This is a genomic window from Ochrobactrum sp. MYb379, assembly GCF_037479515.1.
In the GTDB taxonomy this organism is placed as follows: Bacteria; Pseudomonadota; Alphaproteobacteria; order Rhizobiales; family Rhizobiaceae; genus Brucella.
The window spans coordinates 717,235-730,763 of sequence record NZ_JBBGYW010000001.1 but is presented as its reverse complement, the minus strand read 5'-3'; the positions used below and the strand labels follow the sequence as shown (position 1 = coordinate 730,763).

Here is a 13,529-nt window from a genome sequence, read left to right as displayed (position 1 = left end):
CAATTCTTTCGCACCGTTGGGACGTGCTTCTTTAGATGAAGCGCGGGCACTTTTGCAGTCAAGCGGGGGCATGACGGGCATAAGGGAAAGACAAGAGGTCAGCGAGCGGGCATTTGTCAAAGACATGCCTGAAGGTCTTGCGCGTGCCTTGCTTCCCGAACCGTGGTTACCAAACGAACGAGCTGACATTTATCCCGTCGCTTTACCGGGAAGGAAACTGACACCTTTCGAGCGTGTGCGGGAACTGCCGAGTAGTTCACGTCAGCTTTTCATTGCAGCGCTCAGTCGTGAAATAGGGCGCGGAATATTTTTTCTTCTTTTTCCCGTTTTTATGGGTTTGGGAGCTGTCGTCTATTTCACGCTCTCTTATGAGCCTGAATGGTTGCCCATTTTGTCTGTTATTGTGGCTGTTTGTTTAATACGGTTTTTATTCCGAAAATATTTCCTCGTATCACAAGCAGTAACACTCGTGTTGGCGGTATTATTGGGGATAGTTGCGGGAAAGTTCGAGACTGAACGACGAAGTACGCAATTGTTAGGTTCTGAGGTCGCAACGCGTATCACTGGCAGAGTTGTCGGCTTAGAATATCGCGATAACGGCAGTTGGCGTGTGACGCTCGAATTGCTTGAAACGCAAAGACCCAAACTTCGCTATTCGCCGCAACGCATCCGGATTACCGCGCGTGATATACCAGCCAAAACGGAAATTGGCAGCGGCTTGACTGGTTTCGCTCGCTTGCGTGTACCTTCTGGCCCTGTTCGACCAGGAAACTACGACTTTGCCTTTCATGCTTATTTCGGAGGGATAGGAGCGAATGGCTTCTTTTTGGGAACACCGAAAGTCGCTGATGTGCCAGCGCCAAGTGAGATATTTGCTAAAATTTCGGGCGCTATCGCCCAATTACGGGTGCATGTTTCTGAACGTATTGCGGAAGTGCTTTCAGGCGAGGATGGGAGTGTTGCTGCCGCGCTGATCGCCGGAGAACGAGCGGGGATAAGTGAAGAAACAAATGAGGATCTGCGCAAAGCGGGTCTCGCGCATATCTTGTCCATTTCCGGTTTACATATGGTGTTGGCTGCGGGTGTCGTGATGATGTCATTGCGATCAATATTCGCACTCGCGCCAGCGTTTAGTGCCAGATATCCGGTCAAAAAAATCGCTGCATTTCTCTCGCTTCTAAGCTGCACGTTCTATCTGGCAATGTCAGGTGCTGACGTCGCTGCACAACGAAGCTATGTGATGATTGTTGTGATGCTCTGCGCGTTGTTGGCGGACCGTGCGGCGATCAGTATGCGCAATTTGGCGATTGCCTCAGTGGCAATGATTGCAATCTCCCCGCATGAAATTCTGGGGCCAAGCTTTCAAATGTCGTTTTCAGCCACCGCAGGCCTGATTGCAGCATTTGCTTGGTGGAGCGATAGGAAATCTCGTAAACAAACAGCGATTGAAGATCGTCGCGCCAAGCCGCGCGGGATCGTTTCAAAAATGCTTATACCAGCTGTCGCGACGGGAGCGACGTCTATTGTTGCCGGTGTGGCCAGCGGAATTTTTGCAGCCTATCATTTCAATAATACGGCTCCGTTTGGACTCGTTGGCAACGTATTGGCGCTACCCGTTATCTCTATATTGGTTATGCCATTCGCAGTGTTGAGCCTGTTATTGATGCCGCTGCATCTCGATTGGCTACCATTGCAGATTATGGGCTTTGGCGTTTTACTGGTGAGACATATTGCAAGTTTTGTCGCCAGCTTTTCGCCAGATGGTAATCCGGGTGTTATGCCAGCAAGCACGCTTATTCTCTGGACACTGGCGCTTGTTATAGCGGTTGTGTTTACAACAAGGATGCGATGGTTGGCGTTACCGTTCGTAGTGATCGGACTTGCCATATTTATAAGAACACCGCTGCCAGATGTTCTTGTGAGTGAAGATGCGAAATTTGTGGCTGTTCGGCTGCCCGATGGAAATTTTGCGGTCAACCGTAGCAGGCCTCCAAAATTTACTGCGCAAAACTGGCAGACGGCCTATCTGATTAAAGAGTTTATTCCGCCGCAGGTGGTAAAAAAACAGAGCCCAATATCAGCTGAGGAAGCCTTTGTTTGCGAAGAAGGCTTGTGCACGATCCCGCTGCGGGACGGTAGAATGCTGTCTTATACCGCAGATGAAGGAATGAAAGAGGTTGCCTGCAACATTGGTGATGTCGTCATTCTTGCTATAGCCGGAAAGGAACTGAGCTGTGAGCGTTCCAATGTTTTGATGGTTGACCGACAGGAACTAGCCTTAAAAGGCACCTTGGAGCTCAGGCTGGGGTATAAGCTGCTACGTGTAAGCGCTTCTGCGATCAACTATGACGAAAACGGTATTACGCAAGAGAATAAAATTTACCGCTTCGCCCGAACCAAGACGACTAATTTAGCCGGCTACACTGATCAATTGACCTTTTCGGTCGATGCGCCAACGCGCCCGTGGCATTTGCATCGTCTCTATTCGCGAGCGGCGAGGGGGCTTCCTGATCGCGAATATCAAAAGAGAGCAGGCATTGAGAAAAGCAAAGCTTACGACGCGACACAAAACCTTACAGAATTCTCAGAGCCGCTTTAATTCATCGCACTGCTTAAGAGGAATCACAGTGAGCTGCACGTTTCCTCAAAATGCAGTCATTTAATAGCGCCGGATGAGACCGATTAGCTTACCCTGCACCCGCACACGATCTGGACCGAAAATGCGTGTTTCATAAGCGGGGTTAGCTGCTTCCAGAGCAATAGACGCACCTTTGCGACGGAAGCGCTTCAATGTTGCTTCCTCATCATCGACGAGTGCGACAACGATTTCTCCCGGATTGGCTGTCTCGCCGCGCTTAATGATGACGGTGTCGCCATCAAAAATTCCGGCCTCAATCATCGAGTCGCCTTTGACTTCCAGCGCATAATGCTCGCCAGCGCCCAGCATTTCGAGTGGCAGGCTGATAGAATGTGTTTGATTTTGAATTGCTGAGATTGGCACACCTGCTGCAATTCGCCCCATCATCGGTATGGAAACAGTCGCGGGAGCGTCATCATTTGCCGTAACAGGGGCAGGACGTACCGGCGGTGGTGGAGCTTTGCCGAGGCTTCCTTCGATGACACTTGGGGCGAACTTCTTTTGCGCGTTCAAGCCCGGAGCAATTGAATCTGGCAGGCGAAGAACTTCCAGCGCACGAGCGCGGTTGGGAAGCCGTCTGATAAAACCACGCTCTTCCAACGCCGTAATAAGGCGATGAATGCCCGATTTTGAAGCCAAATCGAGAGCCTCTTTCATCTCGTCAAACGACGGAGGGATGCCCGTCTCTTTAAGACGTTCATGAATGAACAGCAGAAGCTCGTGCTGTTTACGGGTCAACATGCGCTATACCCTCCGGACCAGAATCAAATAAAAACAAAACCAGAACGAACCCTATATGTTCCAGTCTTGTTCCGCAATGGTTTTAAAATGATTAATGGTCGAGAGAAGGGGCTGAGTTCTTTACAGCATCAAGATTGTGCAGGCATCGCCAGCGTCTGCTGCCGGGGCATGCTCATCCCGGATTAGCAATGCTTGAGAGCGAGCCAGTGCCGAAAGCATCGACGAATCCTGAACGGGGAAAGGTGTTGCAATCAGTGTGCCGTCAGATGCCTGACTAACGGTCGAGCGTACATAGTCGCGCCGGTGATCATTGGCTTTCATCGCCTCACCGAGCTTGGCTGGGCGTATATCTGCGTTCAGCTGCGTGCCGGAAAGTTTGGCGACAAGTGGGCGCAGATAAACAAGGCTGCATACAAGGCTGGAAACCGGATTTCCCGGAAGCCCGATAACATGCACTGTTTTGTCAGAAACTGTTTTGCGCCCATACATCAGCGGTTTACCGGGGCGCATTGCGATTTTCCAGAAATCGAGATCAACACCACAATTCTTTAAAGCGCCGTGAACGTAATCGCGATCTCCAACGGATGCGCCACCAATCGTCACCAGAATGTCGATGCCATCTGCAAAAGCTTCGCTGATTGCTGTTTCTATTTTGGCCGGATCATCAATGATGATGCCCATATCTTTCGGCTCACCACCTGCACGACGAACGATTTCCGCAATGCCGACACTGTTAGAGGCGACGATCTGGTCAGGGCCGGGGATTATTCCGGGCCGAACAAGTTCATCGCCGGTAGCGAGTATTGCGATACGCGGCTGACGAAACACTGAAATTTTTGCATTGCCGCTCGCTGCTGCAAGCGAAAGCGCTGGCGCATCAAGAGAACGACCGATTGGTAGCACCACGTCGCCGGGCGCAAAATCGAGGCCAGCGCGACGGATATGGCGGCCTACGTCTAATCCCTCACGAATCTTGAGCTTTTCACCTGATCGTTCAGTATCTTCCTGAATAACAATACTATCAGCACCAGTGGGCATGGGTGCGCCGGTAAAAATGCGTACGGCTTCGCCTCGTTTGAGCGCGCCTTCAAAGCGTTTGCCGGCAGCTGATTCGCCGATGACAATGAACTCAAGGGGATAGTTGATGCGTTCGGGCGCGATTATCGCATAGCCATCCATCGCCGAGCAATCAAAGGGAGGCTGTTGTAGTTTAGCCTGAACGTTTTCTGCAACGACCCGTCCGCCCGCCTCAAAAAGCGAGATTGTCTCTGTTCCATGCGGTTGAGCACTACTCAGAATGCGTGCAAGGGCTTCATCGACCGGTAACAGCGACATGGGGTTTCCTCTTGTCTGGATAATCAGGCTTTCCAGTCGCCCGACTTGCCGCCGCTTTTTGCCGAAACGCGAATATCGGTAATTTCCATATGGCGATCCACAGCTTTGGCCATGTCATAGATTGTCAGGCAGGTGACCGAAACGGCAGTCAGTGCTTCCATTTCAACGCCGGTACGACCTTTTAGTTTTGCGGTCGCAGACACGCGCAAGCCGGGCAGGGTTTGGTCGGGTTCGATCTCGACGGACACTTTGGTGAGCATCAGCGGATGACAGAGCGGAATAAGATCAGCGGTCTTTTTCGCCGCCATAATGCCAGCAAACCGTGCTGTGCCAATGACATCGCCTTTGGCTGCATTGCCGTCCAGAATGAGCGCCAGCGTTTCTGGCTTCATTCTGACAGCACCTTCGGCAGTCGCCACGCGGTCTGTCTCTGCCTTGTCGCCAACATCGACCATATGGGCGGCACCAGTCTGGTCGATATGGGTGAGCTTTGCCGTCATTATTTATGCCTTGCCAGTCAGAAGTTCGCGGGTGGCGCTGGCCACATCATCTTTGCGCATCAAGCTTTCGCCAATCAGGAATGTGCCAATATTCGACTTTTCGAGGCGCAGACAGTCATCATGGCTGAAGATGCCACTTTCGCCGACGAGGAGACGGTCCGAAGGTACCATTTTTGCAAGACGCTCTGAAACGGCGAGGTCGAGTTCGAAGGTACGCAGATTGCGGTTATTGACACCAACAAGACGCGATGAAAGTTTCAACGCGCGTTCGGTTTCTTCTTCGTCATGCACTTCAATCAGCGCATCCATGCCAAGCTCAAAGGCGGTTTCTTCAAGCGCTTTGGCGACATTGTCATCCACGCTTGCCAGAATGATCAGAATGCAATCCGCACCCCAACTGCGCGCTTCATAGACCTGATAAGTGTCGAACAGGAAATCCTTGCGCAGCGCAGGCAGTGAGCAAGCGTTGCGTGCGGCGGTAAGAAACTCCGGTGCGCCTTGAAACGAAGGTGTATCTGTCAGAACTGAAAGACAGGCCGCACCACCATCTTCATAGGCTTTTGCCAATGCGGGTGGATCAAAATCCGGACGGATAAGACCTTTTGACGGGCTTGCCTTCTTGATCTCGGCAATAAGAGCAAACTTGTTGGCAGCGCGCTTTGCTTCGAGTGCTTTGAGAAAACCACGCGTTGCTGGTTGATCCTTGGCCCGTGCCTTTACTTCATCAAGTGGAAGGCACGCCTTTGCAGCAGCGATTTCTTCGCGCTTATAGGCTTCAATTTTCCGCAGAATGTCGGTGGACATAATGTGATCCTCTCCGTCAGAGCGGCTTGTCGTTTGATACAGCGATAACTTTTTGCAGAACGGCCAGCGCCGCACCGCTATCGATTGATTGCGCGGCGAGTGCGATGCCGTCTTTAATGTCTTTTGCTTTACCGGAAATCACCAGAGCTGCACCGGAATTCAGCAGTACAATGTCACGATAGGCATTCTGTGCGCCTTCAAGCACTGCAAGCAGTGCCTTGGCGTTAACTTCCGCATCGCCACCTTTGAGTTCAGACATATCGACGCGACGAAGCCCGACATCTTCCGGCTGAAGCTCAAATGTGCGGATCGTACCGTTTTCAAGCGCTGCAATTTTTGTGGTGCCAGCGGTGGTCATTTCGTCAAGGCCATCGCCATAGACGACCCAAGCGGTTTCTGAACCCAGAGCTTGGAGGACTTCCGCCAGTGGCTCTACCCATTCGGCAGAGAATACGCCAACGAGTTGGCGCTTTACGCTAGCCGGATTTGAAAGCGGGCCGAGAAGATTAAAAATTGTGCGGGTGCCAAGTTCGACACGCGAGGGCCCCACATGCCGCATTGCAGAATGATGCATCGGCGCGAACATGAACCCGAGACCAGCTTCATTAATGCTGCGCCCAATAGTATTTGCATCGGCCTCGATGTTGACGCCCAGCGCTGCCAAAGCGTCGGCAGCACCTGATTTTGATGAAAGTGCGCGATTGCCGTGTTTTGCAACTGGCACGCCTGCGCCCGCAACGACGATGGCAGAGCAGGTCGAAACATTGTAGGAGCCGGACTGATCGCCACCGGTGCCAACAATATCGACCGCATCTTCTGATCCTGAAACAGGCAGCATGCGGGAACGCATGGAAGCAACAGCGCCGGCAATCTCCGGCACTGTTTCACCACGAACACGCAAGGCCATCAGGAAGCCACCGATCTGCGAAGGAGTGGCCTGACCGGACATCATAATGTCGAAGGCTGCTTTAGAATCCTCGAACGACAGTGGTGTGCCGGTGGCAGCCTTGGCGATATAGGGTTTTAAGTCAGCCATTCTCTTATGTCCGCCGCTTATCAGAATGCCAGTGCGTTGTTGATGGCAGTCTGGTTGATCTTGACCGGATACTGCTTCTGCAACTCACCAACCAGCTGTTCGAGAACATCGTCGGTCAGCGTGCTTGCAAGATAGGTCTGCTGGTCTTCCGGAATGGCTTCTGGGCCAGCAGCGGTCGGCTCGGTCACTTCAATCACTTTGAAGAGAAGCTGTCCGTCATTGGAAACAGCGCCCGCGGTGCCTGTGTGGTTAAGCGGGCCGCGGAATACCTGTGCGGTTGCGGCAGAGCCGAAATCCGCATCATTGGTATTGCGTGTGATGCCGCGCTTGGTCTGCTTTTCGACGCCTGCACTTGCTGCGATGGCGTCGAGTGTTTCACCGCCATCAAGACGTTTTTTCAATTCCGCCATGCGATCATTGAGACGCTTAACTGCTTCTTCGCCCTTCCATGCCGCTGTAACCTTTTCCTTGACTTCATCAAGTGTGCGGTCACGCGCTGGTGTGGTTCCATCAACCTGATACCAGAGATAACCAGAGTTTCCGAGCGTCAGCGCATCATTGTCAAAACCCTGATCGGCCTGAAATACAGCAGCAAGAAGCGCTTCCGAGTTTGGCAACTCAAGAGCTTTACCAGCCAGATCATTTCCTTCGTCGTCAACAGCTTCAATCGTCACAGCCTTGAGGCTTAGAGCCTTGGCAACATCTGTCATGCTGCCACCTTCGGAGCGCTGCTGTTCGTATGAGTCGTGAATGCCGCCGATGCTGCTGATTGCGATATTGGTCGCTACAGTGTCGCGAATTTCTTTTTCGACTTCCGAAAGTTCTTTGACGCTTGCTGGATTAACCGTCGTAACGCGAAGAATAACAGGGCCGAATGCACCCTTTACAACATCACTGACGCCACCTTCGTTAAGTGCAAATGCTGCATCCGCAATGACGGAATCAGGAAGAGCAGTTTTTTCAAAAGTGCCGAGTACGAGATCGCTTTCGCTCTTGCCCTGTTCTTTGCCGATATCGACAAAGCTGGTGCCAGCTGCGATTTTTTCGTGCGCGGCTTTGGCAGCTGCTTCATCTGCAAAGTTAAGCTGTTCGATTGTGCGGGTTTCAGTTGTGCTGAAACGGCTTTTGTTCTTTTCGTAATATTCTTTAATTTCGTCCTGCGTGACGGCCGCCGGATCGGTAATATCTGAAGGCTCAAGCTTCACATAGGTAATCTTGCGGTATTCTGGTGCTTTATATTCGTCCTTGTGCGCATCAAAATAAGTCTTGAGCGCTTCATCCGAAGGGGCAGGGACCGCATCGGCTTTTTCTGCTGGAATAGTAATGTAGTCGGCACTGCGGCTTTCACCCTGATAAAGGGCCAATGCCTTCAGCATGGTGTTTGGCATTTTCAGGCCGTCGGTGGAAGCTTCGACAACTTGCTGGCGACGAGCAACTTTCGCGCGGTTATCGAGGTAATCCTGTGGGCGAATGTTCGACTGGCGTAGAACTGCATCAAACTGGGCGCGGCTGAAGTTGCCGCTTGCATCCTGAAATGACGGATCTTCGCCGGTCAGACGTGCGATGCCATCCTTGGAAAGGCCGAGCTGCATGTTGCGGGCTTGTTCATCAAGAACGACACCGGCTGCGAGCTGTGCCAGAACCTGCTGGTCAACGCCGAGCTGCTGAGCCTGTTCACGATTGAGCCGCTGGCGGAACTGCTGTGAAAGGCGCATCAGCTGCTGTTCATAGGCAAAACGATAGTCAGTCGTGCTGACTTTTGAACTGCCAGCGCTGATGGCTGAATCAACTTCCATTTCGCCCTGGAAAGCATCCGTAATACCCCAAGCCGCAAAGCTGAGGACGAGCAGGCTAAGAAGAAGCTTAGCAACCCAGGATTTGGCGGCATCACGCATACTGTCGAGCATTGGAAACCCTTTAAGAACAAAACAAAGCCCGGCTATCTGTAAAGATAAGCCTTGTGAGGGGATAACCTTAACAAAGGTTCCGATGCAAGTTCTCATTGTGCGCAGAGCACCAAGAACGTTGCATTGCTGTGCGAATACGCTTAGTCAGTGGCAAAATTTGGCGCTGCTTACATAAAGTTGAGCGGTTTGCTGTCGTTCAAGGCGAGGAGAATGACATGACTCCGGGAATCCGTCCGCTGGTTGCTGGCAACTGGAAAATGAATGGTACGGGAGAATCTCTAACCGAACTGCGCGCGATTGCTGCGGGTTTGAGTTCTGATCTTGGCCGTAAACTGGATGCCGTGATCTGTGTTCCAGCAACGTTGCTTTCACGCGCAGCGGAAACGCTTGAAGGCGAGACAGTCGGTCTCGGCGGACAGGATTGTCATGCGAAGATATCTGGCGCTCATACGGGCGATGTTTCGGCACAAATGCTCAAAGAAGCTGGTGCAAGCCATGTCATTCTTGGTCACTCGGAGCGCCGCACCGATCACCGTGAAGCGAGCGAGCTAGTGCGCAGCAAAACGGAAGCCGCATGGGCAGCCGGTCTTGTTGCGATTGTCTGCGTTGGTGAAACGGCTGATGAGCGCAAGGCAGAGCGGACCCTTGATATTATTGGCGGACAGCTCGCGGTATCTCTTCCTGAAGGTGTAAATGCTGAAAATACGATTGTTGCATATGAGCCTGTCTGGGCTATCGGCACAGGTTTGACACCAACTGTTCAAGATGTTCGGACTGCTCATGCATTCATGCGTGAAAAGCTGACCGAACGTTTTGGTGCAAACGGTGCACATCTCCGTCTTCTATATGGCGGATCGGTGAAAGCATCAAATGCCTTGGAATTGCTGAGCGTTCCAGACGTTGATGGTGCTTTGGTTGGTGGAGCCAGCTTGAAAGCCACAGACTTTCTCGCCATATGCGAAACATATCGCAATTTGTGACAAGTGTTTGCGTCCTTTAATCAATATCGGGCGCGGGGCTTGGTTTATGACGCAATAGCGTGTAAAGAGCCGCTCTATCTATTTGTATCATCGCTAACCGGGCGCCTGTTTTAGTGCCGTTTCGGTTAAGCATAAGTCCAGAGATATAAAGACCTTAACCTATGCAGACCATAGTCATTGTCATTCATTTGTTGATCGTTTTGGCGCTTGTTGGCGTTGTGCTCATCCAGCGTTCCGAAGGCGGCGGCCTTGGTATCGGCGGTGGTTCGGGCTTTATGACGGCTCGCGGCGCGGCAAACGCGCTGACCCGCACAACAGCTATTCTTGCGATTGGCTTTTTCATCACTTCGCTGGCGCTCGGCATTATGGCGCGTTATGGCGAAAAGCCGACCGACATTCTGAACCGTATCCCTGCCGCTGGTAGCACGCAAAATGCGCCTGCTGGTGGAACTGGTACGGGTGGCGGCATCCTTAATCAGCTCGGTGGCGAATCTTCGCGTACCAATGAAGCGGAAACACCTGCTTCGGGCGAAGCTCCTGCACCCGTTCAGCCTGACAGCACCCAGCCACAGGCACCGCAGGTTCCAAGCTCCCAGTAAGATCATCTGAGTTTCCAGATTTTTTAAAAGGCCGGTCTGTTTTCAGATCGGCCTTTTTATTTTGGTAATAAGCACCCAAAGTGTTGCACACAGGCAATAGCGATCATCGAATCGTGATGTATTGGCGGTCTGGATAATTGAGTAATTTTGCTGATTAACGTATTGGGTTGAAAAACCTGAACGCGATGTTGCGGCAGGTATTTTCCGCTTACGTCTGGTTTCGGGAACTAATCATGTCTCCACGTTTTATTTTGATGGCTGGTATTGCAAGCCTCTGCATCGGTCTTTCAGGCCAGAGCTTCGCCGCTGGTGCTGCTGGCGCAGAAGCTGAGCTTGATGCTGCTGCGACTGCTGTGCAACAGGTTGCTGTTGCAAGCGATACCACTGCAAAGCCTGCCAAGAAGAAAAAGAAAACCGCTTCGAATGCAGGTGCTGCGAAAAAGGTTGGCCTTAATCGCTACAACATCGATCCACGCTATCAGGCGCAGACCGTTTCGTTCACTGGCTATGAGCCAGGTACGATCGTGATCGATCCGTCGAAGTATTTCCTTTATCTCGTCGAAAGCTCGGGCAGTGCACGCCGCTACGGGATTGCTGTTGGTAAAGTTGGCCTCGAATTCAAGGGAACTGCGAACATCAACGCTAAGCGCGAATGGCCACGCTGGATTCCGACCAAAGAAATGATTGAGCGTAATCCTACGCAGTACGGTCGTTATAAAAATGGCATGGATGGCGGTCCGGGCAACCCGTTGGGTTCGCGCGCCATGTATCTGTTTCAGGGCAACAAAGATACTTACATCCGTATTCATGGCACGACTCAGCCATGGACAATCGGAAGCCCTGCTTCCAACGGTTGTTTCCGTATGACCAACGAAGACGTCATGGATCTCTATGACCGCGTTGGTATGGGCGCAAAAGTCGTCGTCCTCTGATTTTTTTGTAAACTACCCGAAAGGCCGGGATTTTCCCGGCCTTTTTTCGTGCGCGTATCAATTTAGATAACATGTTACGAACAGAACTAAACTCGGTGGAAGCGTCCGATTTTCTCGCATGCAATGCATTTCGGGCGCGATTTTGATGGAAAAAACATTGATTCCCATTTTTTTAGTGGCGGAATCAATCAGAAGGGTCTAACGACATAAGCCCATGGCGCGATATGTATTCATCACAGGCGGCGTGGTTTCTTCCCTCGGAAAAGGCATTGCCGCAGCAGCATTGGCTGCACTCCTTCAGGCACGTGGTTACCGCGTGCGTATCCGTAAACTCGACCCTTATCTGAACGTCGACCCCGGCACGATGTCGCCTTACCAGCATGGTGAGGTGTTCGTCACTGACGATGGTGCCGAAACAGACCTTGATCTGGGCCATTACGAGCGGTTCACCGGTCGTCCTGCTAATCAGCGGGATAATATTACGACGGGTCGTATTTACCGCAATATCATCGAAAAAGAACGCCGCGGCGATTATCTCGGTGCGACGGTTCAGGTCATTCCTCACGTTACGGATGAAATCAAAAACTTCATCCTTGAAGGCAATGACGAATATGATTTCGTGTTATGCGAAATCGGCGGCACGGTTGGCGATATCGAAGCCATGCCGTTCCTTGAAGCGATTCGTCAGCTTGGCAACGAACTGCCACGCAGCAGCGCGGTCTATATCCATCTGACATTGATGCCGTATATTCCTGCGGCAGGTGAACTCAAAACCAAGCCAACACAGCATTCGGTCAAGGAACTGCGCTCAATCGGTATTGCTCCGGACATTCTTCTGGTTCGTGCAGATCGTGAGATTCCGGCTTCTGAACGTCGCAAGCTGTCGTTGTTCTGTAACGTGCGTGAAAGCGCAGTTATTCAGGCGCTCGACGTCTCGACCATTTATGATGTGCCGATTGCCTATCATAAAGAAGGTCTCGACAACGAAGTTCTTGCAGCATTCGGCATTGAGCCTGCACCAAAGCCGCGCATGGAGCGTTGGGAAGGTATTTCTGACCTTCTTCACAATCCTGAAGGCGAAGTCACCATTGCCGTTGTCGGCAAATATACCGAGCTGAAAGATGCGTATAAGTCGCTGATCGAAGCGCTTCAGCATGGCGGCATTGCCAACAAGGTGAAGGTCAATCTCGACTGGATCGAAGCGGAAGTCTTTGAAAGCGAAGATCCATCGCCATATCTCGAAAAAGTTCACGGCATTCTGGTGCCGGGCGGCTTTGGTGAGCGTGGTGCAGAAGGCAAGATTCTTGCGGCCAAGTTCGCACGCGAACATAAGGTGCCTTATTTCGGCATTTGCTTTGGTATGCAGATGGCATGTCTTGAAGCAGCGCGTAATCTCGCTGGTATCGAGAATGCATCTTCGACCGAGTTTGGCCCGACCAAAGAACCAGTCGTTGGTCTGATGACTGAGTGGCTCAAGGGTAATATGCTCGAAAAGCGCACCAAATCAGGCGATCTTGGCGGAACGATGCGTCTTGGCGCATATGAATCCACGCTTAAGGCTGGAACGCGTATTGCTGAGATTTACGGTTCGACCGATATTTCCGAACGTCACCGTCACCGTTATGAGGTGAATGTTGACTATAAGGATCGCCTTGAAGAAAGCGGCCTGATCTTCTCAGGCATGTCGCCGGACGGTGTTCTGCCGGAAACAGTCGAATATGCCGATCATCCTTGGTTCATTGGCGTTCAGTATCACCCGGAATTGAAGTCTCGCCCATTTGAACCGCACCCACTCTTCGCCTCCTTCATCGCAGCCGCGATGGAGCAGGGCAGACTGGTTTAAAGCTCTTACGCGCCCTTATGGGGCGCGTTTTACTTTACGCGCGATACGCCTTTGTTTTTCGCATGTCTTTATCCAAAAACCGGTTCCCACTTTTTGGAGACATGCTTGTCGTGGCGCGTTTCATTTGTGCGGCAATTACCCGCGCCTTGTTTTTGATCAATTCGCACGCCAGATAAGGTGCCTCTGAGGCACTTGTAATAGTTGAAGGTTTCCA

Annotated in this window: 11 protein-coding genes; 5 read left to right on the top strand and 6 right to left on the bottom strand. The window is 51.8% G+C overall.

Annotated features, from left to right (window positions below; all coding sequences use genetic code 11):
- Window positions 1–70 precede the first annotated feature (70 nt).
- Entirely contained in the window at window positions 71–2,599 is a 2,529-nt protein-coding gene (locus WH356_RS03655) for a ComEC/Rec2 family competence protein (RefSeq protein WP_339508832.1), read from the top strand.
- 60 nt (window positions 2,600–2,659) lie between these two features.
- On the opposite strand, the gene lexA is transcribed toward WH356_RS03655, so the two are convergent.
- From lexA to WH356_RS03625, 6 genes are all read right to left on the bottom strand, one after another.
- Entirely contained in the window at window positions 2,660–3,379 is a 720-nt protein-coding gene (lexA, locus tag WH356_RS03650; RefSeq protein ID WP_339508831.1) for a transcriptional repressor LexA, read from the bottom strand.
- Between the two features lie 120 nt (window positions 3,380–3,499).
- Window positions 3,500–4,714 carry a molybdopterin molybdotransferase MoeA gene (locus WH356_RS03645; protein WP_339508830.1) on the bottom strand — a complete coding sequence of 405 codons (1,215 nt, stop codon included), beginning with the start codon at window positions 4,712–4,714 and terminating at the stop codon, window positions 3,500–3,502.
- 23 nt (window positions 4,715–4,737) lie between these two features.
- Window positions 4,738–5,214, bottom strand: a complete 477-nt coding sequence (moaC, locus tag WH356_RS03640; RefSeq protein WP_339508829.1) for a cyclic pyranopterin monophosphate synthase MoaC — start codon at window positions 5,212–5,214, stop codon at window positions 4,738–4,740.
- Window positions 5,215–5,217: 3 nt separating this feature from the next.
- Window positions 5,218–6,018, bottom strand: coding sequence for an indole-3-glycerol phosphate synthase TrpC (gene trpC, locus WH356_RS03635; protein WP_339508828.1), 801 nt, complete (start codon window positions 6,016–6,018; stop codon window positions 5,218–5,220).
- Window positions 6,019–6,034: 16 nt separating this feature from the next.
- The gene (gene trpD / locus WH356_RS03630; protein ID WP_339508827.1) at window positions 6,035–7,054 is read right to left on the bottom strand and encodes an anthranilate phosphoribosyltransferase; all 1,020 of its coding nucleotides are present in this window, start codon (window positions 7,052–7,054) and stop codon (window positions 6,035–6,037) included.
- 20 nt (window positions 7,055–7,074) lie between these two features.
- Window positions 7,075–8,961, bottom strand: a complete 1,887-nt coding sequence (locus WH356_RS03625) for a peptidyl-prolyl cis-trans isomerase (RefSeq protein ID WP_339508826.1) — start codon at window positions 8,959–8,961, stop codon at window positions 7,075–7,077.
- Between the two features lie 215 nt (window positions 8,962–9,176).
- On the opposite strand from WH356_RS03625, the gene tpiA reads away from it, so the two are divergent.
- The 4 genes from tpiA to WH356_RS03605 all read left to right on the top strand — a co-directional run bounded on the left by tpiA (window position 9,177) and on the right by WH356_RS03605 (window position 13,315).
- Window positions 9,177–9,941 (top strand): triose-phosphate isomerase, encoded by a 765-nt coding sequence (gene tpiA, locus WH356_RS03620; protein WP_339508825.1) that lies wholly within the window; start codon window positions 9,177–9,179, stop codon window positions 9,939–9,941.
- Window positions 9,942–10,102: 161 nt separating this feature from the next.
- A complete protein-coding gene (gene secG / locus WH356_RS03615; protein WP_339508824.1) occupies window positions 10,103–10,540 on the top strand; it encodes a preprotein translocase subunit SecG in 438 nt (145 codons plus the stop codon).
- 233 nt (window positions 10,541–10,773) lie between these two features.
- Window positions 10,774–11,472 carry a L,D-transpeptidase gene (locus tag WH356_RS03610; RefSeq protein WP_339508823.1) on the top strand — a complete coding sequence of 233 codons (699 nt, stop codon included), beginning with the start codon at window positions 10,774–10,776 and terminating at the stop codon, window positions 11,470–11,472.
- Window positions 11,473–11,686: 214 nt separating this feature from the next.
- Window positions 11,687–13,315, top strand: a complete 1,629-nt coding sequence (locus WH356_RS03605) for a CTP synthase (RefSeq protein ID WP_339508822.1) — start codon at window positions 11,687–11,689, stop codon at window positions 13,313–13,315.
- Window positions 13,316–13,529: the final 214 nt, after the last annotated feature.

Excerpts from the sequence above, each read along its gene's own strand:
- trpC (WP_339508828.1), bottom strand. The coding sequence starts at position 6,018 with ATGTCCACCGACATTCTGCGGAAAATTGAAGCCTATAAGCGCGAAGAA.
- WH356_RS03610 (WP_339508823.1), top strand. The coding sequence starts at position 10,774 with ATGTCTCCACGTTTTATTTTGATGGCTGGTATTGCAAGCCTCTGCATC.
- WH356_RS03645 (WP_339508830.1), bottom strand. The coding sequence starts at position 4,714 with ATGTCGCTGTTACCGGTCGATGAAGCCCTTGCACGCATTCTGAGTAGT.
- tpiA (WP_339508825.1), top strand. The coding sequence starts at position 9,177 with ATGACTCCGGGAATCCGTCCGCTGGTTGCTGGCAACTGGAAAATGAAT.
- lexA (WP_339508831.1), bottom strand. The coding sequence starts at position 3,379 with ATGTTGACCCGTAAACAGCACGAGCTTCTGCTGTTCATTCATGAACGT.
- secG (WP_339508824.1), top strand. The coding sequence starts at position 10,103 with ATGCAGACCATAGTCATTGTCATTCATTTGTTGATCGTTTTGGCGCTT.
- WH356_RS03605 (WP_339508822.1), top strand. The coding sequence starts at position 11,687 with ATGGCGCGATATGTATTCATCACAGGCGGCGTGGTTTCTTCCCTCGGA.
- WH356_RS03625 (WP_339508826.1), bottom strand. The coding sequence starts at position 8,961 with ATGCTCGACAGTATGCGTGATGCCGCCAAATCCTGGGTTGCTAAGCTT.
- WH356_RS03655 (WP_339508832.1), top strand. The coding sequence starts at position 71 with ATGACGGGCATAAGGGAAAGACAAGAGGTCAGCGAGCGGGCATTTGTC.
- trpD (WP_339508827.1), bottom strand. The coding sequence starts at position 7,054 with ATGGCTGACTTAAAACCCTATATCGCCAAGGCTGCCACCGGCACACCA.
- moaC (WP_339508829.1), bottom strand. The coding sequence starts at position 5,214 with ATGACGGCAAAGCTCACCCATATCGACCAGACTGGTGCCGCCCATATG.